Consider the following 22010-nt stretch of genomic DNA (forward strand, 5'->3'; position numbering starts at 1 on the left):
TAGAACCGTCCCTTTTTCCTACTTGGTGTGAACCGTCCCATTTATTCCCTTAAATAGAACCGTCCCATTTATCCCCTGATTTCCACTTTATAAAGTCAATTAATAATTGAATAACTACTATCCCGTAGAGCAAAACAGGAGATAGAAGATATCCTGAGCCAAGTACATCTGCTCGCATGGAATAAAAAAATAATGCTGTAAAAGCTAGCTTAAATGCAAAAAGTCTAACAAACCCCTTATCTCTCGTATAGCGATAGTATTTATTAGGTAGCATCGGCTTATAAGCCTTAATGATAAAATACAACAGCGTATCTGCAAGCAAAAGAATTACAACTAAACTTGGAAGTACAATGCGAGTCCAATAGTCATATTCAACTATTTCCCCCATGCTGGTTTTCTCCCATATACTGATTCATACAGCCGTGAACTGCGGTCACGGATTCGTTCCATTGCTTTTTCATATTTACCACTTAAGGCTTCTCGGATTTCCTGTGCTTTGCCAGCCTTATCTACTGTGAGCTCTAACAAAGGATTATCAACTCCATAACCGAGCTCCCCTAACTTATAACCTGCTAAATTCTGAATGGCATGTTCTCCTGTTAATAGAGCAACTTCCGCCGTTACAATTCCGGCGGCCCCAAAACCAAATGCTACTCCTTTCGCCATTTCGTGGTACCACTCATTAAATATGAAGCCTGCTGCCGCTGTTATTCCTCCAAGCACAAATCCTTCTCCAAAATTGCCACCGTAAATTTGAGAAGTAATTCCTCCCACAACTCCTCCGATCACTGCTCTCCCTGCCAGTTGGTAACCGAAACTATCAGGAAGCAGCTTCCCTTCACCATAGAGTGATCCACCGGCATACCGTGCTATTCCAGCAGAAATTGCACCAGTGATCATTCCCTGCCATACGTCTCCTCCATATATAGCACTATTTATTCCACCGGATATAGCTCCCGCTACGGTATGGACCCCGGCTTTTGCTGCTAGTGATGAAAAGCCCTCAGCAATCGTGCCGGCTTGACTAAATATTCCCCCTGTCACTGCCCCTGCTATCGCTCCCAACAACATTCCTTTCCCAATATTGCCGCCGTTTAGTGCTGCTGAGGTTCCACCTGCAAGTGCCCCCCCTAAAGCACCAGCTACAACAGGACCCAATGTGCCAGCAGTTGCTACAGTAGCTACAATACCCACAACTACACTCACAACCGCCTTAAAAATCTTTCCAAGCTTAAGATGACCAGTCGGATCGGTATATTTTAGAGGATTATTATTCACATAGGAATATCGGTTCAAATCCTGTGGGTCTCGTGGATCACCAACTATGGTATCCGCACTAATAAACCTCGCCAGCGCCGGATCGTAGTATCTTGCATTGTAGTAGTACAGCCCTGTCTCAGGGTCTTCTTCCTGGCCCGTATACTTGTACTTAGCTATGCCGTAGCCGCCAGGTATGGTCTCGCCGAACGGATAATAGTGGTATTCCGCTACTTTACCTCCCGTCTCATCGGTGATGACCGACGTACTTCCGAGATGGTCACCGTGGTAGTACCGGGTAGCACTGGTCGCTGTGCTCTTTGACGCTATGCGTGTCCTTCCCGCAAAGATGTATTTCGTGCAGTCGGTGCTTCCGTTCTTGCACTCATACATCTTTCCGATGTAGATGGTAGTGTTCGACCCGACTATTTTCTTTACCCTCTGCCCGGTGTAGTCATAGACCGAATCGACCGTCCCATTATTTCCTATCAACCGTGTCGCCCTGTTGTCATAGTCATAGGTAAAGGTATGGCCGAGCCTGCGGGTCATGTTGCCGTTGGCATCATACTCGTAAATATTCGTCCCAGCCTGCGTGACTGCATGCGGCTTCGAGGGGCTGTAGAAGTAAGAGCCCACACGGGAGTTGTACATCATATTGCCGATCTCGTTGTAGGTGTAGGTGAGCGTTGACCCGTAGGAGACGCTCTCGGCCATGGTGAGTCTGTTCAGATGGTCATAGGTGAAGGTCTGGGTACGGTTAGGGTCTATGAGATCGTTTATTTTCCCTATATTACCTGCACTGTCATACTCGTAGGAGACATTCTGGAGACCTCCGGCTACAGGGCTGTTGGTGGTGATGGAGTAGAGCCTGTTGTTGTCCGCGTAGTATTGCTGGACGGTGGTTACGCCATTGGCATAGGTGGTGTTGGCAGCCTGTCCCAGGGCATTGAAGTCGGTGTACGTCACATAGCCCTGAACGCCGGTGAGGTTGCCCGCCGCATCATAGGTGTAGTTGATGACCTCTCCGTCGGGGTATTTGATGCTCGCCGGTCTGCCGAGCGCATCATAGGCGGTCTCGGTGGTGTAGGCCACGCCATCGACGGTCTTTTTGACCTTCGATGCCCGGCCTAACGAGTCATAGAAATACTCTTCCGTCCCCGAGGCATCGGTAACTTTCGTAAGCCTGCCGGTAGAGTTCGGGACATTGGGGTTGTCATACTCATAAACCACATCGACCATAGTGGATTCGACGGGGTAGTCCTTTTTGGTGATCCTGTTCAGGGCATCATAGGTAAAGGTGATGGTCTGGTTCTTCGCGTCGGTCTGGGATACGAGATTGCCGTTATCATCATATTGATACGACCACAAGCCCATGTCGGGGTCGTTCATGGCGATCTTGCGTGAAAGGCTGTCGTAGACCACCATCGTCTCGTTGCCCAGGGCATCGGTGACGTACAGCAGATTGCCCAGGATGTCGTATTCGTAGGTCGTGGTGGCGTAGAGAGTGTGGTTGGGATAGACGCCCGAGTATTCCTCCACCTTCACCAGCTTGCCGTAGACATCCTTCTCCTCCACCTTTACATGCCCGTTGGCATCGATCAGGGTCGTCCTGTTCTGGAAGTACTCTTTACGCACATAGGTGTTGTCGGGATTGTCCACCCGTACCGGCCTGCCCAGGACATCGTAGGTGAAGGTGGTCCACCGCCTGGTCTCGAGCGCATTGCCCGAGGCATCGGCGAAATAGGGTAGCGATGCCTTGAAGACCTGGCCCCGGTTGTTGAAGACGGTCTCGGAGATGATGTATTTGCCGTCGGGCCCCGGGGTCCTCGTCTTGATCACCCTGCCGAAGCCGTCATAATAGCTCTCCTTCCACGCAGCAGCCGATGCGCCGTTGTGGGGGCTGACCGCCTCGAGGAGCCTGCCGAACACGTCGTACTCGAGGGCGCCGACATTGCCGTTGGGGTCGGTCTTGGTAAGCGGCTTGCCCGTCCGGTAGTCATAGGTAACATAGGCAGTATGGCCCAGGGGATTGGTGGTCTTTACCGGGTAGGTGTAGGTAGGGTCATACTCGATGGTGCTCGTGTTGTTCATCGGGTCGGTGATCGCTACCTGGTTGCCGTAAATGTTGTAGTCGAAGCTGGTGACCGGGCTCGAGCCGCCTTCGAGCCAAGCTGTTTTGGCGACGAGGTTGCCCCGGCTGTCGTAGGAGAGCCAGGCCTGGGCCTTTACGACATCGTAGCTGTCGTAGACATAGGAATGCACCGGACGGAACTGCCACTTGGTGAGGTCCGCCTCATAGACGGTGTATTCGTCCTTGCCATCGCCCGGAACTTCCAGGTCGCCCCAGAAGAGCTTTCGGGTCATGTTGCCGTAAACATCGTAGTCGAACTCATTGACTATATGCTTGCACGCTTCGAGATGCGCCGGATCGGTTGCAGCGCCATCGCAGAGGTAGTCGTCCTTCTTGGTGAGCCTGGGGTATGACGAGCCGGTAAAGGGAACCGATGATTGATAGGCATTGATCGCCCGTGAATAAATCTTCCCGGTCGAGTCTTTTACGATCTGGTCAACGGGCAGGCCCTGGAAGGGGGCATCCTGGCGGTACCAGGTCTCGGTGAGCAGGTCCACCGTATCGGTCGCCCTCACCCTTGCCTGCACCAGCTCGAAGCCCCTGAACTCCCTCTCCGCCATATCAAACCTGCCGCCCGAATAACTGTAGTTCGTAGTCATGATGTTTCCATTGTCATCATTGACCTCGATCCTGGAGACGGTCTGGACTACAAACGGCAGCAGATGATTTGGATAAGCTGAAGAAGGTGTGTAGGTAATCGTCGTAGTACCACCGATGCCGTTGTTGACAGTGGAGAGAAGATCGGGAGCCCCATTGCCGCTGGCCGGAAACATATAGACCGTGCCCCCTGCATCTGTTTTAATCAAGTCAGCACGCCCACTACCATAGACATCTGCTACTGTTGCAAAGTTTCCCGGCCCGCCGGTCGAGATATAGTTGCCGAATGTCCCATCGCCTTTGGAGATAAATACGTAGACCCAGCCATCCGTAGTCCTCTTTATCAGATCTGCGCGTCCGTCGCCATTCACGTCGGCGATTATCGGCGAAGCTCCTGGTCCGCCAGTAGTCAGATAATTGCCAAATGCTCCGTCACCCTTGGATAGGAAGATATAAGCGTTACCTCCTGAATCTCCTTTTATCAGATCGGCAAAGCCATCGCCATTAACATCCCCCACACCCGCAAAGCTTCCCGGCCCGCCGGTTGGGACATAGCTACCGAATGTTCCATCACCTCGGGACAGGAGTGTATAGACAGTCCCTCCTGAATCTGTTTTTATCAAGTCGGCCCGGCCATCCCCATTCACATCGGCCATACTGGTGAGAGTCCCAGGGCCGCCAGTAGAAACTGAGCTTCCGAAAGTCCCGTTCCCTTGCGATAAGAAAACATAAACCCAACCATCCGAGGTGTATTTTATAAGGTCTGCATGCCCATCCCCATTTACATCGGCCATGCTGCCGAAGTTGCCCGGACCCCCGGTAGAAACATAACTCGCAAATGTCCCATCACCCCGGGACAAAAAGGTGTAGACCGTTCCTCCCGAATCGACCTTTATCAGATCAGCACGCCCGTCACCATTGACATCTGCCATCCCCGCAAAGTTACCAGGTCCGCCCGTCGATAGGTAACTCCCGAAAGTTCCATTGCCGTTGGAAAGGAATACATAGATCGTTCCACCCGTGTCCGTCTTGATCAGATCGGCACGCCCGTCACCATTGACGTCTGCCATCCCGGCAAAGTTACCAGGTCCGCCCGTCGATAGGTAACTCCCGAAGGACCCGTCTCCTCCGACTCGCCAAGTAAACGTGGTTACTGGAAGTGAGGTTGCCCCATCATTTCCATAGTGCGTAACAGAGGCCAATATCGAACGGTTCGTGCTGGTGCTGTAGGTGTAATTCAGATCGCACTTCCTCGCCAACTGACCATTGCCGTAAACCTCGATAGTCTTCAGTCTATAGCCGGTCTTCACCTCTGCATTGGAGGTATACATCGGCGCCACATCGGTCCTGCTCTCGCGGTAGAATTTTACGTAATTGGTCGGGCTCAGACCCTGGGTGTTGCCGGTATAGTCGATGCGGTCGAGGTAGATTTCTCCCTGGTCTTTCACGTAGGAGACGGTCATGTAGTTGCCGTTGGTGTCCTGCACTCTGTCGAGACACCATTTGAACACGCCATATTGGTTGTCCTGTCGGGAAGCTGCGGTAGTTCCGTAGAAGTATTTCGTGCCGTCCTTGGTCGTGACTTCCCAGCCGCCGGAAGTGGAATTGAAATAGAGCTTCGAGAAGGCGCCTTCGATCTTGGCGCCGTAATAGTTGGTTCCCCATTCGGGTCTCGCCACGAGCTCGGAGGACGCGCCGCCGCTCAAATAGATGAAGTCGTTCGCGCCGTAGTTGACGCCGAACTTTGTGGAGCGCTGGATTTCTCCCACCTCCAGCTCCCAGCCGACACCGAGCCAGCCGTTGCCCCTGTTGGAGTTGTAGTCAATCGATATGCGCGGAGCGATGCCATTCCTGCCGGGGGGAACTTCTATGGGGATGCTCGCGCTTGCTGCGCCGGTGTTGGTGGGGTCGGATACCTTGGCACCCGAGACGGTGATCTCCTGGGCAGAAGCGGCAACGGCCGAGAGAAGCAAAAAGCCGAGGACGACACAGACAGGATGCGGCAACCGTACTCTCATCAAGGCCCCCCTTTGAGTGATCGACATCCGGTGACGCGGTACGGCCGGCAAACAATAATCAGTGCTGATTTTTATACCATACCGTTGTGCCGGTTAGCAACAGCAAAATCATCAGGGGGGATTGACAAGGGTTGTTATAAGTATTACTATTGTCACTAGTAATACTCTGTAAGGAAAGTAAGGAGATCCAGCGGATGATGACGGGAGCGGTGAAAATTACGAAGAAAGGGCAGGTGACCATCCCGAAGGAGATACGGGACCGGCTTAAGACCATGACGGTCTATTTCGAAATCGTCAACGATGCTGTCGTGGTGAAACCGGTGAGAGATGCCGCAGGCTCTCTCAGCGAATACGCCGGGAACGTGAAGCCGGGCATGTCCATGAAACAGATGAAAGAACGGGCATGGGAGGGAGCGGTACATGAAAAGACCGGAAAGAAGTCTTCCTGATACCAACGCAATCGTGAGGTATCTGGTGAGAGATGATCTCCCTCTTTTCGAGAGAGCGAAGAGCTATTTTGATAAGGTCAAGAACGGCAGCGCAAAGGCGATTATCCTCGAAAGCGTCGTTGCCGAATGTATTTACGTGCTGACAAAAATATATAAGGTACCGAGAGAGAGGGCTGCGGCAAGTCTTATGGACATTCTGCACTATAAAGGTATTGCGAACAACGATCAGAAAGAGCTCATCAGCGCTCTCGCCCTCTTTTCGGAGCAAGCCCTTGATATTGTCGATTGTATCCTCTCTGCAAAGGCCAAGACTGCCGGCGCCCGCCTCTTCTCGTTCGACCAGGAGCTTAATAAGCTGGGCAGAAAAGTCTGAGCCCCCCTCACACGAATAATGTTTCGAAATCCCTCGGGCTTACGATCCTGACGCCCTGGCAGCTCCGCCCCTCCAGCAGGCCGGCATCTCCCGTCACCAGATAACCGGCCTTCGCCGCCAGTGCACAAGCGATGACGTGGTCATCATCGGCGTCACGGCAGATATTCCTGATTTTGAGAGTGTGCTCGATATGCTGGCTGACCGCCTCGTTGATGGGGTCCAGTGCGGAAGCGACCTCTTCAGGGGAAAGACGGAATTTCTTTGAGAGTATGCGCCGAAGCTCCTTCATGATGAACGGACAGGTAACGAGCGAAAACTCTCCGGCCCGTGCCGCAGCAATAAAAAAGGGACCCGCTTTAGCGGATCCCTCTTCTTTGCTCTCTTTATGATGTTACGCTTACTTACATTTTTTCGAGTCGCCCGACCCTTTGCGCGGGGCCGCTCAGGTGGGGACGCCGAACCGCGGCAAAACGAAGCGCTGCAGGACGATCCAGACGACGAGGATGAGCGCGCCGATCAGCAGGTCGTTCATGCTAGGCCTTGCTCTCCTGTTTCGCAGGCTTTTCGGCGCTCGTGGTCCGTACGGTCTCGTAATCGATGAACTCGATGATCGCCATGGGCGCGCGGTCGTTCACGCGCTGGCGGGTCTGCACGATCCTGAGATAGCCGCCGTTCCGGTCCGCGAACCGGGGGGCGATCTCGGAAAAGAGCTTGGCCACGACCGCCCGGTTGGGGATATAGGACATCACCATCCGCTTCGCATGCACGTCGCCGCGCTTGCCGAAGGTGACGAGCTTCTCGGCGATGCCTTTGATCGCCTTCGCCCGCGCCACGGTGGTCTCGATCCGCTGATGCTCGAAGAGCGAGCTGACGAGGCCGCGCAGCAGCGCCTTCCTCTGGTTCGCGCTCCTCCCGAAATTTCTTCCTGCTACTCTATGACGCATGGTACTCCTTCCCTCCTCAGCGTTCTACGCTACTATTTCGATGCACCCTCAATCTCTTTCATGTCCACTTTCATGCCGAAGCTCAACCCCATCGAGTGGAGGATGTCCTTTATCTCGTTCAGCGACTTGCGGCCGAAGTTCTTCGTCTTGAGCATCTCGTACTCGCTCTTCTGCACGAGGTCGGCGATGGTCCGGATGTTCGCGTTCTTCAGGCAGTTGTACGCCCGCACCGAGAGCTCGAGCTCGTCGATGCTCTTCAGGAGGTTCTCGTTCATCGCGGGATTGGCCGTGATCACCGCCGCTGTCCGGGGCGACTCTTCGCCGGCCTGGGGCTCCTCGACGAAGATGAAGAGGTCGAGGTGGTCCATGAGAATCGAAGCGGCGTCGCTGATCGCCTGCTCGGGCGAAATGCCGCCGTCGGTCCAGATCTCCATGATGAGCCGGTCGTAGTCGGTCGATCTCCCGACCCGCGCCTTTTCGACCCAGAAATTCACCTTGACGATCGGGCTGAAGACCGAGTCGACGGCGATCACGTCGATCGGCTGGTTCTCGTCCTTGTTCATCTCGGCCGGGGCGTAGCTCCGCCCCTTCCTGACGAAGAGCTCCATCTCGAGCGTCTGGTTGTTATCGACGGACGCGATATAGCTCTCTTTGTTGAGGACCTCGACGCTGGCGTCGCTCTCGATGTCGGCGCCGGTGACGACCCGGGGGCCTTTGACCTTTACGGTGACGGTCTTGTCTCCCTCGCCGTGCACCTTGAACCGCAGCTTCTTTATGTTCAGGATGATGTCGATGACATCCTCTTTAACCGATTTGATGGCGGAGAACTCGTGCAGCACGCCGGGGATGCGGATACCCGTCACCGCGGCGCCCTCTATCGATGAAAGCAACACTCTCCGGAGCGAGTTGCCTATGGTGGTTCCGAATCCGCGCTCAAGGGGCTCAGCGATCAGTTTTCCATACGTATTCGTAAGGGTCTCTTCGTCGAAATTAATCTTCTTTGGCAACTGGAAGCCCTTTTTTACAAGATCCATAGTACGGTCTCCTATGTCTTTCTATATTTGTTGTTATCTTTTAGAGAATCCCGGGAAGTCCTCGCCCCGCGATACGACAGCTGTCCGCCGGCTACTTCGAATAGAGCTCGACGATAAGCTGTTCCTGGAGCGGCAGCTGCATCTCCTCCCTCGTCGGGACCCTGATGAACTTCCCTTTCAGGCCCTGGGGGTCGACCTCAACCCACTCGGGATACCCCCGGTGCTCGGCCATCGAGAGACTGTCTGCAATGGCCTGGAGCTGCTTGCTCCCTTCGCCGACCTCGACGGTATCGCCCGGCCTCAGGAGGAAGGACGGCACGTCCGTCTTTCTTCCGTTCACGAGGAAATGCCCGTGGCGGACGAGCTGGCGCGCCTCGCGCCGGTTGAGCGCGAACCCCATGCGGTAGACCGCATTGTCGAGCCGCCGCTCGAGCAGCTGCAGAAGGACCTCACCGGTGATGCCCTTCATGCGCGACGCCTTCTCGAAATAATGGCGGAACTGATCCTCCATGATGGAGTAGATCTTCCGCGCCTTCTGCTTTTCCCTGAGCTGTACGCCGTAGTCGGAGAGCTTGCCCCTGTTCTGGCCGTGCTGTCCCGGAGGATACTTCCTCCGCTCCACCGCGCACTTCTCGGTGTAGCACCGGGTTCCTTTCAAAAAGAGCTTTTCGCCCTCTCTCCTGCACTGCCTGCACAATGGACCTGTATAGCGCGCCATTTATACTCTCCTCCTTTTCGGCGGCCTGCACCCGTTATGCGGTACCGGCGTCACATCCTTGATCAGGGTAATCTCGAGCCCTGCTGCCTGGAGCGCCCTGATCGCCGTCTCCCTGCCCGCGCCGGGGCCCTTGACGAAGACGTCCACCTGCTTGAGCCCGGTCTCCATCGCCTTCTTCGCGGCGGTCTCGGAGGCCATCTGCGCGGCAAAGGGCGTGCCCTTCCGCGAGCCCTTGAACCCGAGGCTGCCTGCGCTCGACCAGGCGATGACATTGCCGGCCGCGTCGGTGATGGTGACGATTGTATTGTTAAACGAGGTCTGGATATGCGCGGAACCGTTGTGTATATGTTTCTTTACTTTCTTGCCGCTTCTCTTCTTCTGCGCCATCGGGTGTTGCTCCTCCTTGCGTACTTTGTAGTCTCTCGAACCGTTATTTCTTCTTCAGTACCAGCTTGCGGGGTCCCTTGCGGGTCCGTGCGTTCGTCTTGGTCCGCTGTCCGTGCACCGGCAGGTGTGCGGAATGCCTCAGCCCCCGGTAGGCGCCGATATCCTGGAGCCGCTTGACGTTCATCGAGATCTCGCGCCTGAGGTCACCCTCGACTTTGTAGTCCTTCTCGATGCGGCCTCGTATCTTTACGATATCCTCGTCGGTCAGGTTCTTCACCCGCGTATCGGGATTGACGTTGATCTCCTTCAGTATCTTGCCCGACAACGCCTTGCCGATACCGAAAATGCGGGTAAGACCTATCTCGACGCGCTCATTCTTGGGCAGGTCGACGCCAGCTATTCTCGCCATGTAGCACTCCTCGTTTCAAAAATTTTCATTCTGCCGTTTACGTTGTGCACGGGGTACGCCTATCCCTGACGCTGCTTGTGCCGCGGGTTCTCGCAGAGAATGCGGACAACCCCTTTTCGCTTCACGATCTTGCACTTCGCGCAGATCGGTTTCACCGAAGGTCTCACCTTCATGGTCCATCCTCCTAAAAGGCGACGCGTGCTCTGCAACGGGCAGCGGGGTGAAGCATCGTCACCCCTTGGCGCGTTACCGACTACGCATCACGCTCACGTTATTTATAACGGTATGTAATGCGCCCCTTGCTCAGGTCGTAGGGCGAAAGCTCTACGGTCACCTTGTCGCCGGGCAGTATCTTTATGAAATGCATCCTCATTTTCCCCGATACGTAGGCGAGGATGACCTGTCCGTTCTCGAGCTCCACCCTGAACATCGCGTTCGGCAGGGTCTCGACTATGGTCCCTTGTACTTCTATATTTTCTTCTTTTGCCATATTTAAGCCTTATATTCTACCTTGTTTTCACCGCTTAGTCAAGACTTTAGGTCCCTGCTTCGTCACCGCGACCGTATGCTCGAAGTGGGCCGACAGCCTGCCGTCCGCCGTGACCGCTGTCCAGCCGTCATCGAGGATCTTGATGTCGGCGGTTCCGGCATTGACCATGGGCTCGATGGCGAGGGTCATCCCCTCCTTCAGCCGCGGCCCCTGTCCGGGCCTGCCGAAATTGGGCACCTGCGGGTCCTCATGGAGGGAGCGGCCGATGCCGTGCCCCACAAACGCCCGGACAACGGAGAAGCCCCCGGCCTCGACATGCTGCTGAACGGCCGCCGAGATATCGGATACCCTGTTGCCGACAACCGCCGCCTTGATCCCCGCTGCAAGCGCCTCTTCGGTGGTCCTGATCAGCCGCAGCGCCTCGGCGTCGACCTCCCCTACGGGAACCGTTATCGCCCCGTCGCCGTAAAAGCCGTCCAGCACTACCCCGAGATCGATACTGACGATATCGCCGCTCCGTACCGTCACCTGCCGCGAGGGCATCCCGTGGACCACCTGGTCGTTGAGCGAAATACAGGTGCTCGCAGGATAGCCTCTGTACCCCTTGAAAGCCGGTACGGCGTTACGCTGCCGTATCGCCGCGTCGGCATACTCCTCTATGTCAGCGGTCGACAGTCCGGCCCTGACAAAGGATCTCAGGTGATCGAGGATCTCGGCGACGATGCGGGATGCCGCTGCGATCTTCTCGATTTCGGCCTGAGATTTGATAATGATCACGGTGCAAGCGCTGTACTAATCTCTTCTGCCCCGCAGCCTTCCCTTCTTGAGGAAGCCCTCGTACGACCGGGTCACCAGGTGCGACTCTATCTGGGAGACCGTATCGAGCGCCACGCCGACGACGATCAGGAGGGAGGTGCCGCCGAAATAAAAGGGCACGTTGAACCGTGATATCAGCAGCTCCGGCATGATACTGACGACCGCCAGGTAGACGGCGCCGACAAAGGTCAGCCGCGTCAGCACCCGGTAAATGTACTCGGAGGTCTTCTGCCCGGGTCTGATCCCGGGGATGAACCCGCCGTGCTTCTGGAGGTTCTCCGCTATATCGACGGGGTTGAAGATCACCGCGGTATAGAAGTAGCTGAAGAAGAAGATCAGGCCCACGTACAAGAGGGTGTAGAGCGTCGTCCCCGGCGAGAGCTGCTGTGCTATGGCCTGCACCCAGGGGATGGCGATAAAGCCGGCGACCGTTGCAGGGAACATGATGATCGAGGAAGCGAAGATCGGGGGAATGACGCCGGCGGTGTTCACCTTGAGCGGCAGGTGCGTCGTCTGGCCGCCGAAGACCTTCTTGCCCACCACCCGCTTCGCGTACTGCACCGGGATCTTCCGCTGGCCCCTCTCGATGAAGATGATGCCGGCCACCACCGCGACCATCGCCACCACCAGGAAGAGGACGAAGAATATCGAGAGCTCGCCCGCCCGCACGAGGCTGTAGGTGCTGACGATCGCGGCGGGGAACCGCGCTACGATTCCCGCGAATATGATCAGCGAGATACCGTTGCCGATACCGCGCTCCGTTATCTGTTCGCCCAGCCACATCAGGAAGGCGGTGCCCGACGTGAGCGTGATCATGGTAAGGATTCTGAAGCCCCAGCCGGGACTCTGGATAAACTGTCCGCCCTGCATGCCCTCAAGCCCCACGGCGATGCCGAAGGACTGAATCGCGGCGATCACCACGGTCGCGTACCGGGTGTATCTGACGATCTTCTTCCTGCCCGCCTCCCCCTCCTTCGCGATCCGTCCGAGCGTCGGGATGACGACGGTGAGGAGCTGGAAGATGATCGACGCGCTGATATACGGCATGATGCCGAGCGCGAAAATCGTCACCCGGGAGAGCGCGCCGCCCGAGAACATATCGAAAAACCCCATCATCGCCCCGCCCTTTTCGGTGAGGAACTTGCTCAGCGCCTCGCTGTTGATGCCCGGCGTGGGGATATGGGCTCCGATGCGGTAGACGGCGAGCATGCCGAGGGTGAAAAGGACCCTGTTCTTGAGCTCCGGTATCTTGAAGATGTTCTGGATGCTGGTCAGAACGCTCACTAGCGGAGCACCTCGTATGTTCCTCCGGCGCTGGTGATCTTCTCGATAGCGGACGAGCTGAAGGCATGCGCCTTGATGGTGAGCGGTCGGGTAAGGGCGCCGTTGCCGAGCACCTTGAGGCCGTCCTTCATGTCCTTGACGATCTTCCGCTCGACGAGCAGCTCGGGAGTCACCACGTCGTCGGCAGTGAGCTTTGCGAGGGTATCGAGGTTGATGACGGCGTACTCTTTCTTGAAAGGACGGTTCTTGAAGCCTCTCTTGGGCAGCCTTCTCTGGAGCGGCGTCTGGCCGCCTTCGAAGGCAGGGCCCTTGCTGCCGCCGGAGCGCGCCTTCTGTCCTTTATGTCCCTTGGTCGCCGTCTTGCCGTGGCCCGAACCGCGGCCGCGGCCGACTCTCTTCGGCTTTTTCGTGCTCCCTTTTTCAGGAGCCAGGGTCTCGATTCTCATAAATCAGCCTTTAACCTCCTGCTCGCTCTCTTCTTCAACGGCAGCAGGCTCTCCCTCTACCCTGCCCCTGAGCTTGAACACCACATCAGGGTCCTTCAGGCTCGTCAGGCCCTCGAGGGTCGCACGCACCGTATTGAAAGGATTATGGCCGCCCAGCGATTTGGCGACGATATCGTGAATGCCCGCGACTTCGAGGACCGCACGCACCGCTCCGCCGGCGATCAGCCCCGTCCCCTTGGGGGCGGGATTCATCACGACCGAGTTCGAGCCGTAGCGGCCGATGATCCGGTGGGGGATGGTCCCCTCTCTCATGGGGAACCTCGTGAGCCGCTTCTTCGCCTGCTCGACCGCCTTCCGGATCGCCTCGGGAACCTCGGAGGCCTTTCCCTTGCCGACGCCCACAACGCCGTCGCCGCTGCCGACCACTACCAGTGCGCTGAAGGAGAACCGCCTGCCGCCCTTCACCACCTTGGCAACCCTGTTTATGTAGACGACCTTGTCTTTCAGATTAAGCCCTTCAGCGTCGATCCTTTCAGTCCTCACCATGCCTCCTCATAGCATAAATTCAACGTTAAAAGATAGCGATGCACCCGTCTAGAACTCGAGGCCGCCTTCGCGCGCGCCGTCGGCAAGGGCCTTGATGCGGCCGTGGTACTTATAGCCGCCGCGGTCGAAGACGACCCTCGTGACCCCGGCCTTGAGCGCCCGTGAGGCGAGCAGCGCGCCGACCTTCTTGGCGGTCGTCACATTGCCCTTATGCCCGCTCTCTCCCCTGAGGTCCTTCTCGACCGTCGAGGCCGCAACGACCGTGCGCCCCTGTACGTCGTTGACGAGCTGAGCGTAAATATTGTTCAAACTTTTATAGACGCAGAGCCTCGGCCGCTCGTCGGTGCCGAGCACCTTCTTTCTGATTCTGACGTGTCTTCTCTTTCGTGCCTGCTCTTTGATACTCACCCGATTCCTCCGCAGTAACCTTGATTTCAGATTTATGACGCGCTACTTCTTGCCTGTCTTGCCCGCCTTCAGCTTGATCCGCTCGCCGGCGTAGCGGACGCCCTTCCCCTTGTACGCGTCGGGCGCCCTCAGTTTGCGGACGTTCGCCGCCACCTGGCCGAGGACCTGCTTATCGATGCCGCTCAGCGTGATCGTGGTCTGCTTCTCGTCCGCCTTGGCCGTAACGCCGGGGGGCAGGTCGAACTCGATGGGATGGGAGTAGCCGAGGGTGAAGGCGAGCTTGCTCCCCTTCACCTGCGCACGGTAGCCGATACCGGTGATCTCGAGCACCCTAGTGTAGCCCTGCGACACGCCGCTCACCATGTTGGCGACCAGGCTCCGGGCAAGCCCGTGGAGCGCCCGGTGGCGCTGCTCGTCCCCCTGCCGCTCGACAACGACGGTGCCGTCTTTGGCAGTGACGGTGATGCCTTCGGGGAAGGTGTAGCTGAGCTCGCCCTTCGGCCCCTTGACCCTCACCACATCCTGCTTCACTTCAACATTGACGCCCTGCGGTATCGCTATTGGTTTCTTGCCGATTCGTGACATCTATCGCTCCTTTATCGCTCCTTCAGGAAAATACTTTTACCACACGTAGCAGAGCACTTCGCCGCCGACGCCCTCGCGGCGGCAGACCCGGTCGCTCATGACACCCTTCGATGTCGTGATCACCGCGATGCCGACACCGCCCATGACGGACGGGACCTCATCCTTGCCGGCGTAGATGCGCCTGCCGGGCCTGCTGATCCTCTTGAGGCCGGTGATGACCGGCCGGTTGTCCGGTGTATATTTAAGGGTTACCCTGAGGACCCCCTGCTTCTTGTCTTTGATGATCTTGTACGATTTGATGAACCCTTCCTCTTTCAGGATCTTCGCGAGCTCGACCTTCATGCGCGAGGCGGGGATATCCACCTTCTCGGTCTTCGTGAGGAGGGTGTTTCTCATTCTGGTAAGCATATCGGCAATCGGATCAGTCAACATAGTATCGCTCCTACCAGCTCGACTTGGTCACGCCCGGGATCTGTCCCTTGAGTGCCAGACCTCTGAAGCAGATTCTGCAGAGCCCGAACTTCCTCATGTAGGCCCTCGGACGGCCGCACACTTTGCAGCGGTTGTAGGTCCGCACTTTGAATTTCGGATCCCTGCTGCTCTTTACGATCAAACTTGTCTTCGCCACCAAACGCCTCCTTTATTTTCTGAATGGCAGTCCCATATGCCTGAGCAGTGCCCGGCACTCCCCGTCGGTGGGAGCGCTCGTGCACATCGTTATGTCGAGACCATGCACCATCTCGACCTTGTCGTAGTCGATCTCGGGGAAGATATACTGCTCCTTCAACCCGAAGGAGTAGTTGCCCCTGCCGTCGAACGACCGCGTCGAAAGCCCCCTGAAGTCCCTGATCCTCGGCAGGGCGAGGCTGATCAGCCGGTCGAGGAACTCGTACATCCGCTCTCCGCGCAGCGTCACCTTGCAGCCGAGCGGAACGCCCTGCTTGAGCTTGAAGCCCGCGATCGCCTTTTTCGACTTCGTCACGAGCGGCTTCTGTCCGGTGACGGCCGCGAGCTCTTTCTCGGCGGCGTCGAGCAGCTTGATGTTCTGGGTCGCCTCGCCGAGGGTCACATGGACGATGATCTTCTTCAGTTTCGGCACCTGCATGATGTTCTTGTAGGAGAACTCCTTCATCAATGCGGGCACTACCTCGTTGGTATATTTTTCATTCAGCCTCGGTGCCATGATTACTCCATGACCTCCTTACACTTCGTGCAGACCCTGAGCTTCTTTCCGCCGTCCTGGAGGGCGTTGCCGATCCGGGTCGGCTTGCTGCACTTGGGGCACCACAGCATGACGTTGGAGATATGAATGGGTCCTTCCTTCTCGATGATGCCGCCCTGCGTATATTTCTTGTTCGGCTTCGTATGCCGCTTGACGATATTGATGCCCTCGACAACGACCCGCTCGTCTTCAGGTGAAACAGCCAGAACCCGGCCTTTCTTGCCCTTGTTCTTCCCGGCTATCACCATCGCCGTATCACCCTTCTTTATCCTCAGCCCCACGGTATTCCTCCTGATCTCCGTTATAGCGTTTATAGTGTTTATAGCGTTTATCGCGTTATCGAGTGAAGCTGAAGCAGTCTCTTGTGCGCTATAACGCTCAACGCTGTACGCTATAACGCGATGAACGCTATAACGTTTATAGTACCTCCGGCGCGAGAGAAATGATCTTCATGAACTCTCTCCACCGCAGTTCTCTTGCTACGGGTCCGAATATTCTCGTTCCGATGGGCTCCATCTGGTTGTTCAGGAGCACCACTGCGTTCTGGTCGAACCGTATATACGAACCGTCCGGCCGCTTCGTTTCGCGCTTCGTCCTGACGACGACGGCCTTCGCCACCGCGCCCTTTTTTACGTTGCCGTCGGGAATCGCCTCCTTGACGCTGACAATGATGATGTCGCCGAGCCGGGCATACCGCCGCCGGGACCCGCCCATCACGCGTATGCACTGTACCTTCTTGGCGCCGGAGTTGTCAGCGACCTCGAGTATGCTCAATGTCTGTATCATTGTCTACTTCCCCTCGCCTTGTACGATTTTAACGACCTGCCACCGCTTGTCCTTGCTGATCGGCCTGCTCTCGACGATCTGGACGACATCGCCGATCTTGCAGGTGTTCTCTTCATCGTGCGCCTTGAACTTGGCGACCTTTTTCACCGTCTTGAGGTAGAGCGGATGCTGGAAGGTCCTCGTCACCGCCACCACGACCGTCTTGTCCATTTTATCGCTGACTACTTTTCCGGTGTATACTTTCTTCGGCATATCCGCTCCCTCACTTACCCGCTCCGGCAGGAGCTCCTTTTTCGGTCACAATGGTCAGTATGCGCGCTATGTCCTTACGTACCGCCCGCACCCTCTGGTTGTTCTGCAGCTCGCCCTTCGCGAGCTGGAACCTGAGATTGAAGAGCTCTTTCCTCAGGTCCATCTCCTTCTGTTTCAGCTCATCTATCGACAAGGCCCGCAATTCGGATGATTTCACGCCACTGCCTCCTCTCTCTTGACGAATTTTGTCGCGATCGGCAGTTTGGCGGAAGCCAGCCGGTACGCCTCCTTTGCGACCTCTTCGGGAACTCCCGAAAGCTCGTAGAGAACGCGGCCCGGCTTCACGACGGCGACCCAGAGCTCGGGGTTGCCTTTCCCTTTTCCCATTCTCGTCTCGGCAGGCTTCTTGGTGATCGGCTTATCGGGGAATATCCTGATCCATACCTTGACGCCCTTCTTCGCCGCACGGGTTATGGCGACACGCGCTGCCTCGATCTGGCGGCTGGTGATCCACCCCGGCTCGGTCGCCTTGATGCCGAAGTCGCCGAAGCTCACGCTCGACCCCCGGTAGGCCTTGCCTTCCATGTTGCCCTTCATCGTCTTTCTGTATTTGATCTTCTTGGGTGCCAGCATGTCACTCTCCTACAAGGGCGGTCCCCGTCTGTTCGGACAGGATGTCCCCATGGTAGAGCCAGACCTTGACCCCGATCTTGCCGTAGGTTGTCCTCGCCTCGGAGAAGCCGTAATCCACATTGGCCCTGAACGTGCTCAGGGGAACTCTTCCTTCACGGTACCACTCGGTCCGGGCGATTTCAGCGCCCGCAAGACGCCCGGAACACTGGACCTTGATGCCGAGGGCGCCGAACCTCATCGCAGACGACACGGCGCGCTTCAGCGCCCGCCTGAAGGCGACGCGCTTCTCGAGCTGGAGCGCGATATTCTCGGCCACCAGCTGCGCATCCACTTCCGGCTTCCTGATCTCTTTTATGTCAATAGCGACCTGCTTCCCGGTTATCGCCTCGAGCTCCTTCTTCAGCTTCTCGACCTCGGCGCCCTTCTTGCCGATGATGATGCCCGGCCGCGCCGTATAGATGATCATCTTCAGCTTCTGCCCGGGCCGCTCGATCTCTATCCGCGCAACCCCCGCATGGAAGAGCTTCTGCTTCACCGCCTTGCGGATATTCAGGTCCTCGATGAGCTGGTCCGCGTAGCCCCGCTTCAGGAACCACCGCGACTCCCACGTCCTGATGATACCCACTCTATTGCCGATCGGATTCGTCTTCTGCCCCACGTCACCACCCCCGTCCGTCAAAACTGTAATCCATATATTACTCCTCCGCCAGAATGATGGTTATATGAGAGGTTCTCTTCCGTATCACGTTCGCTCGTCCCATGGCGCGCGGCTCCATGCGCTTCATGACCGGTCCTGCATCGACAAAGGCCGTCTTTACCTTCAGCTTGTCGATATCGACCTGGGCGTTCGTGTTTTCCGCATTCGCCATCGCCGACTTCAGGAGCTTCTCGATCGGCCGGGCCCCGCGGTACGGCATGAACCGGAGCGACACGAGCGCATCGCCGGCCCTCTTCCCTCTGATAAGATCGATAACCCTTCTCGCCTTACGGGGGGTGATCCGGGCATGTCGTAAAATCGCCTTCGCTTCCATGGTTATTTACCCTTTCCTGCCGCGGTCTTCTCGGAGCCGGAATGCCCTTTAAAGGTCCTCGTCGGCGAGAACTCGCCGAGCTTATGTCCCACCATGTTCTCGGTCACATAGACGGGGATGAACTTCCTGCCGTTGTGCACGGCAAACGTAAGACCGATGAACTCGGGCACGATCGTAGAACGCCGCGACCAGGTCTTGATCATCTTCTTGTCGCCCGTCGCGATCATCGTAGTAACCTTCTTCATGAGCTTGGGCTCCACAAACGGCCCTTTCTTTAAGGATCTCGGCACGTCCTCCTCCTTTAGGTGCGTCTCTTAACGATTAATCTGTCGGTCTTCTTGTTGTTCCGCGTCTTGACGCCTTCGGGCTTGCCCCACGGCGAGCACGGGGGCCTTCCGCCCGAGCTCCTTCCCTCGCCGCCGCCGAGCGGGTGGTCGACGGGGTTCATGGCGACGCCGCGCACATGGGGCCGCTTGCCGAGATACCGCTTCCGGCCGGCCTTGCCGTAGGAGATGTTCTCACGCTCTGCATTGCCCACCTGCCCGACGGTCGCCATGCAGACGGACAGAACGAGCCGCGCCTCTCCCGACGGCATCTTTATCTGCGCATATTTTCCCTCTTTGGCGACGATCTGGGCCGCTGCGCCGGCGGTCCTCACGAGCTTTGCGCCCTGTCCGGGATTGAGCTCGATGTTATGGACCATGGTGCCCAGCGGGATATCCTTGAGCGGCAGCGCATTGCCCGTTTTTATCTCGGCGCCCGTGCCCGACATGAGCGTCTCCCCGACGCTCAGGCCCGCAGGAGCGATGATGTAGCGGTACTCGCCGTCTTTGTACTTGAGCAGCGCGATCCGCGACGACCGGTTGGGATCGTACTCTATCGTCTCCACCGTTGCGGCAATGCCGACCTTGTCGCGCTTGAAATCGATAATCCGGTACTGGCGCTTGTTGCCGCCGCCCCGCCACCAGGAGGTGACCTCTCCGGTATTGTTCCTGCCGCCCGTCTTCCTGAGCGGAGCCGTCAGCGGCTTGTGCGGGGTATCGGTGGTGACGTCCTTATAGTCTGACGCGGACTGGAACCTTCTCCCCGCTGATGTCGGATTATATTTTCTTATTCCCATGGCCTCTCTTCCTCTATCTCGCTTGTCTCGTTAGTGATCGCCCGCTGTCCGCTGCGCGATACGGCCGCTTATACGCCCTCGATGAAATCGAGCTTTTCGCCCGCCTTCAGGGTTATGACCGCCTTCTTCCTGTCCGAACGCCTCCCTACGGACTTCCCGTACCGCTTGACCTTTCCCTTCGTGGTGATGGTGGCGACCTTCTCGACCTTGACCTTGAAGATCTCCTCCATCGCCTTCTTTATCTCGTGCTTGTTCGCACCGGGATCGACTTCGATAAGGATTTTATTCTCGCGCTCCTTCAGGTCCATTCCCTTTTCGTTGAAGAGCGGTTTCTTGATAATGCTGTAGATCGTCTTCATGGCTACGCCGCCTCCTCGCCCTGCAGTTTTTTCAGGGCATCGGCGGTAAAGAGCAGATGGCCGAAGGCCGCAACCATATACGCATTGAGGTCCGCCGCCCTCACCACCTCCACGCCCGGGATATTTCTCGCCGAGGTGAAGATCGTTTTGTTGTCCTCCGGGATAACGATGAGGACGCTCTTTTCATGCAGCCCGAGATTCCTGAGGATTTGCACCATATCCCTGGTCTTCGGCTTCTCGAGGGAGAGCGCATCGACCAGGACGATCTCGCCGTCGGCGTACTTCATCGACAGCGCCTTCGAGAGCGCCGCGCGCCTCATGTTCTTGGGCAGCCGCATCGAGTAGTCGCGGGGCTGGGGGCCGAAGACGATACCGCCGCCGCGCCACTGGGCGGCCCTGATGCTTCCCTGCCGCGCCCGGCCGGTATGCTTCTGCTTGTACGGCTTCTTGCCGCCGCCGCTCACCATGCCCCTCGTCTTCGTCGCATGCGTGCCCTGCCGCTGGTTGGCGAGGAACGCTACGGCTGCGCTGTGCACCACGCCGGCCGCCGCCTCGCTGCCGAAGAGCGACGGCAGGAGGTTCATCGTACCCGTGGTCTTGTTGTTCGTGTCCTTGATCTCTATTGTCATGCCCGCTGGCGTCATGTTCTCTGGCGTCATGTTAGTCTTCCTTCCGAATCTCGACGATCGTATTTGCAGGCCCCGGGATAGCGCCCTTTATCAGGATGAGGTTCTGCTCCGGACGGACATCGACGACGGTCAGGTTCTGGACCGTCACCCGCTCGTTGCCCTGGTGGCCGGCCATCCTCATTCCCTTCCAGACCCGCGAGGGGAACGAGCTCGCGCCGATCGAGCCGGGAGCCCTGTTGAACATCGAGCCGTGGGTATCGGGTCCGCCCCTGAAGTTGTGGCGCTTCATGACGCCCTGGAACCCCTTCCCCTTCGAGACGCCGGTCACCGTGACCACATCGCCCTTGCCGAAGCTCTCGGACTTTATCGCGTCGCCCACCTTGAGCCCGGTCATGGGGAACTCCCTCATCACTTTAAAGGCGGCGGTCCCGGCCTTTTTGAAAACGCCGGCCATCGGCTTCGGGGTCTTCTTCGGCTTCGCTACCTCGCCGAACCCGACCTTCACCGCCTCGTAGCCGTCACGCTCCGGCGTCTTCACCTGAACGACCACGCACGGGCCGGCCTCCACGACGGTCACCGGCACCAGCCTGCCGTCCTCGGTGAAGATCTGCGTCATGCCAAGCTTCTTCCCTAGAATCCCTGTCATAGCTTTATCTCCACGTCAACCCCTGAAGCGAGCTCCAGCTTCATCAGCGCATCGACCGTATCAGGAGTAGGATCATAGATATCAATCAATCTCTTGTGCGTCCGTATCTCGAACTGCTCCCGCGACTTCTTGTCGACATGGGGCGACCGCAGGATCGTGTACTTGCTGATCTTCGTCGGGAGCGGCACCGGCCCGGCAATCCGCGCACCCGTTCTCTGCGCGGTATCCACTATCTCCCGTACCGACTGGTCGAGCAGCCTGTGATCGTATGCTTTCAGTTTTATGCGTATTTTTTGATTCACCGTATGACTCCGCCCTACTGGATGATATCGGTGACGACGCCGGCACCGACGGTTCTGCCGCCCTCACGGATAGCGAACCTCAGTTCCTTCTCCATTGCGATAGGGGCGATCAGCTCGACCGTTAACGACACATTGTCT

The 22010-nt window shown here is 57.2% G+C and carries 34 protein-coding genes and 1 pseudogene; 2 read left to right on the plus strand and 33 right to left on the minus strand.

The annotated features are described in order from the left end of the window. Positions 1-49: 49 nt before the first annotated feature. Together AB1805_04605 and AB1805_04610 are read right to left on the minus strand one after the other, a co-directional pair. Positions 50-388: a hypothetical protein gene (locus AB1805_04605; protein MEW5744706.1), complete on the minus strand. Its 339-nt coding sequence runs from the start codon at positions 386-388 to the stop codon at positions 50-52. After that, on the minus strand, positions 376-6003 hold the full coding sequence (locus AB1805_04610; protein MEW5744707.1) for an FG-GAP-like repeat-containing protein: 5628 nt from the start codon (positions 6001-6003) through the stop codon (positions 376-378). Before AB1805_04610 ends, AB1805_04605 begins: the two co-directional genes overlap by 13 nt. A 194-nt stretch (positions 6004-6197) precedes the next feature. Here AB1805_04610 and AB1805_04615 point away from each other — a divergent pair, with 194 nt between their 5' ends. Further along, positions 6198-6452: an AbrB/MazE/SpoVT family DNA-binding domain-containing protein gene (locus tag AB1805_04615; protein ID MEW5744708.1), complete on the plus strand. Its 255-nt coding sequence runs from the start codon at positions 6198-6200 to the stop codon at positions 6450-6452. Further along, on the plus strand, positions 6424-6825 hold the full coding sequence (locus AB1805_04620) for a PIN domain-containing protein (GenBank protein ID MEW5744709.1): 402 nt from the start codon (positions 6424-6426) through the stop codon (positions 6823-6825). The genes AB1805_04615 and AB1805_04620 overlap by 29 nt, the downstream gene beginning before the upstream one ends. A gap of 7 nt (positions 6826-6832) precedes the next feature. Here AB1805_04620 and AB1805_04625 read toward each other — a convergent pair. The 31 genes and pseudogenes from AB1805_04625 to AB1805_04775 form a co-directional block, all read right to left on the minus strand. After that, a pseudogene (locus AB1805_04625) lies at positions 6833-7171 on the minus strand (putative toxin-antitoxin system toxin component, PIN family). Between the two features lie 187 nt (positions 7172-7358). Then, the gene (gene rplQ, locus AB1805_04630) at positions 7359-7769 is read right to left on the minus strand and encodes a 50S ribosomal protein L17 (GenBank protein MEW5744710.1); all 411 of its coding nucleotides are present in this window, start codon (positions 7767-7769) and stop codon (positions 7359-7361) included. A 32-nt stretch (positions 7770-7801) separates the two neighbouring features. Further along, entirely contained in the window at positions 7802-8803 is a 1002-nt protein-coding gene (locus AB1805_04635; GenBank protein MEW5744711.1) for a DNA-directed RNA polymerase subunit alpha, read from the minus strand. Between the two features lie 91 nt (positions 8804-8894). Then, positions 8895-9521, minus strand: a complete 627-nt coding sequence (gene rpsD, locus AB1805_04640) for a 30S ribosomal protein S4 (protein MEW5744712.1) — start codon at positions 9519-9521, stop codon at positions 8895-8897. After that, on the minus strand, positions 9522-9908 hold the full coding sequence (gene rpsK / locus AB1805_04645) for a 30S ribosomal protein S11 (GenBank protein MEW5744713.1): 387 nt from the start codon (positions 9906-9908) through the stop codon (positions 9522-9524). 43 nt (positions 9909-9951) lie between these two features. After that, positions 9952-10317, minus strand: coding sequence for a 30S ribosomal protein S13 (gene rpsM, locus AB1805_04650; GenBank protein ID MEW5744714.1), 366 nt, complete (start codon positions 10315-10317; stop codon positions 9952-9954). Positions 10318-10376: 59 nt separating this feature from the next. After that, positions 10377-10490, minus strand: a complete 114-nt coding sequence (gene rpmJ / locus AB1805_04655; GenBank protein MEW5744715.1) for a 50S ribosomal protein L36 — start codon at positions 10488-10490, stop codon at positions 10377-10379. 98 nt (positions 10491-10588) lie between these two features. After that, positions 10589-10807 carry a translation initiation factor IF-1 gene (gene infA / locus AB1805_04660; protein MEW5744716.1) on the minus strand — a complete coding sequence of 73 codons (219 nt, stop codon included), beginning with the start codon at positions 10805-10807 and terminating at the stop codon, positions 10589-10591. A gap of 27 nt (positions 10808-10834) precedes the next feature. Beyond that, entirely contained in the window at positions 10835-11584 is a 750-nt protein-coding gene (gene map / locus AB1805_04665; GenBank protein ID MEW5744717.1) for a type I methionyl aminopeptidase, read from the minus strand. A gap of 15 nt (positions 11585-11599) precedes the next feature. Then, positions 11600-12907 (minus strand): preprotein translocase subunit SecY, encoded by a 1308-nt coding sequence (gene secY / locus AB1805_04670; protein ID MEW5744718.1) that lies wholly within the window; start codon positions 12905-12907, stop codon positions 11600-11602. Then, a complete protein-coding gene (gene rplO / locus AB1805_04675) occupies positions 12907-13353 on the minus strand; it encodes a 50S ribosomal protein L15 (protein ID MEW5744719.1) in 447 nt (148 codons plus the stop codon). Before rplO ends, secY begins: the two co-directional genes overlap by 1 nt. A gap of 3 nt (positions 13354-13356) precedes the next feature. Next, positions 13357-13899 carry a 30S ribosomal protein S5 gene (rpsE, locus tag AB1805_04680; GenBank protein ID MEW5744720.1) on the minus strand — a complete coding sequence of 181 codons (543 nt, stop codon included), beginning with the start codon at positions 13897-13899 and terminating at the stop codon, positions 13357-13359. A 48-nt stretch (positions 13900-13947) separates the two neighbouring features. Next, positions 13948-14307, minus strand: coding sequence for a 50S ribosomal protein L18 (rplR, locus tag AB1805_04685; GenBank protein MEW5744721.1), 360 nt, complete (start codon positions 14305-14307; stop codon positions 13948-13950). A gap of 42 nt (positions 14308-14349) precedes the next feature. Beyond that, the gene (rplF, locus tag AB1805_04690) at positions 14350-14892 is read right to left on the minus strand and encodes a 50S ribosomal protein L6 (GenBank protein ID MEW5744722.1); all 543 of its coding nucleotides are present in this window, start codon (positions 14890-14892) and stop codon (positions 14350-14352) included. Positions 14893-14928: 36 nt separating this feature from the next. Further along, positions 14929-15324 (minus strand): 30S ribosomal protein S8, encoded by a 396-nt coding sequence (gene rpsH / locus AB1805_04695; protein MEW5744723.1) that lies wholly within the window; start codon positions 15322-15324, stop codon positions 14929-14931. A gap of 10 nt (positions 15325-15334) precedes the next feature. Further along, the gene (locus AB1805_04700; GenBank protein ID MEW5744724.1) at positions 15335-15520 is read right to left on the minus strand and encodes a type Z 30S ribosomal protein S14; all 186 of its coding nucleotides are present in this window, start codon (positions 15518-15520) and stop codon (positions 15335-15337) included. Between the two features lie 12 nt (positions 15521-15532). Next, entirely contained in the window at positions 15533-16075 is a 543-nt protein-coding gene (gene rplE, locus AB1805_04705; GenBank protein MEW5744725.1) for a 50S ribosomal protein L5, read from the minus strand. Between the two features lie 2 nt (positions 16076-16077). After that, a complete protein-coding gene (gene rplX / locus AB1805_04710; protein MEW5744726.1) occupies positions 16078-16395 on the minus strand; it encodes a 50S ribosomal protein L24 in 318 nt (105 codons plus the stop codon). Between the two features lie 136 nt (positions 16396-16531). Next, positions 16532-16900 (minus strand): 50S ribosomal protein L14, encoded by a 369-nt coding sequence (gene rplN, locus AB1805_04715; protein ID MEW5744727.1) that lies wholly within the window; start codon positions 16898-16900, stop codon positions 16532-16534. 3 nt (positions 16901-16903) lie between these two features. Beyond that, positions 16904-17152: a 30S ribosomal protein S17 gene (rpsQ, locus tag AB1805_04720; protein MEW5744728.1), complete on the minus strand. Its 249-nt coding sequence runs from the start codon at positions 17150-17152 to the stop codon at positions 16904-16906. A gap of 10 nt (positions 17153-17162) precedes the next feature. After that, positions 17163-17369 carry a 50S ribosomal protein L29 gene (gene rpmC / locus AB1805_04725; protein MEW5744729.1) on the minus strand — a complete coding sequence of 69 codons (207 nt, stop codon included), beginning with the start codon at positions 17367-17369 and terminating at the stop codon, positions 17163-17165. Then, a complete protein-coding gene (rplP, locus tag AB1805_04730; protein ID MEW5744730.1) occupies positions 17366-17785 on the minus strand; it encodes a 50S ribosomal protein L16 in 420 nt (139 codons plus the stop codon). Before rplP ends, rpmC begins: the two co-directional genes overlap by 4 nt. A gap of 1 nt (position 17786) precedes the next feature. Beyond that, positions 17787-18443, minus strand: a complete 657-nt coding sequence (gene rpsC / locus AB1805_04735) for a 30S ribosomal protein S3 (GenBank protein MEW5744731.1) — start codon at positions 18441-18443, stop codon at positions 17787-17789. 37 nt (positions 18444-18480) lie between these two features. Further along, positions 18481-18816: a 50S ribosomal protein L22 gene (gene rplV / locus AB1805_04740; protein MEW5744732.1), complete on the minus strand. Its 336-nt coding sequence runs from the start codon at positions 18814-18816 to the stop codon at positions 18481-18483. Positions 18817-18818: 2 nt separating this feature from the next. Next, positions 18819-19106 carry a 30S ribosomal protein S19 gene (rpsS, locus tag AB1805_04745; protein MEW5744733.1) on the minus strand — a complete coding sequence of 96 codons (288 nt, stop codon included), beginning with the start codon at positions 19104-19106 and terminating at the stop codon, positions 18819-18821. An 11-nt stretch (positions 19107-19117) separates the two neighbouring features. Beyond that, positions 19118-19936, minus strand: a complete 819-nt coding sequence (gene rplB, locus AB1805_04750) for a 50S ribosomal protein L2 (GenBank protein MEW5744734.1) — start codon at positions 19934-19936, stop codon at positions 19118-19120. Positions 19937-20004: 68 nt separating this feature from the next. Beyond that, positions 20005-20295 carry a 50S ribosomal protein L23 gene (gene rplW, locus AB1805_04755; GenBank protein ID MEW5744735.1) on the minus strand — a complete coding sequence of 97 codons (291 nt, stop codon included), beginning with the start codon at positions 20293-20295 and terminating at the stop codon, positions 20005-20007. A 2-nt stretch (positions 20296-20297) separates the two neighbouring features. Then, on the minus strand, positions 20298-20954 hold the full coding sequence (gene rplD / locus AB1805_04760) for a 50S ribosomal protein L4 (GenBank protein ID MEW5744736.1): 657 nt from the start codon (positions 20952-20954) through the stop codon (positions 20298-20300). A 1-nt stretch (position 20955) separates the two neighbouring features. Continuing rightward, entirely contained in the window at positions 20956-21570 is a 615-nt protein-coding gene (gene rplC, locus AB1805_04765) for a 50S ribosomal protein L3 (protein ID MEW5744737.1), read from the minus strand. Then, on the minus strand, positions 21567-21872 hold the full coding sequence (rpsJ, locus tag AB1805_04770; GenBank protein ID MEW5744738.1) for a 30S ribosomal protein S10: 306 nt from the start codon (positions 21870-21872) through the stop codon (positions 21567-21569). Before rpsJ ends, rplC begins: the two co-directional genes overlap by 4 nt. Before the next feature lie 14 nt (positions 21873-21886). After that, positions 21887-22010 (minus strand): elongation factor Tu (locus AB1805_04775; protein ID MEW5744739.1); only part of this gene is annotated, 124 nt, incomplete at its 5' end.

This window comes from Nitrospirota bacterium (genome assembly GCA_040752355.1).
In the GTDB taxonomy this organism is placed as follows: domain Bacteria; phylum Nitrospirota; class Thermodesulfovibrionia; order Thermodesulfovibrionales; family Dissulfurispiraceae; genus JBFMCP01.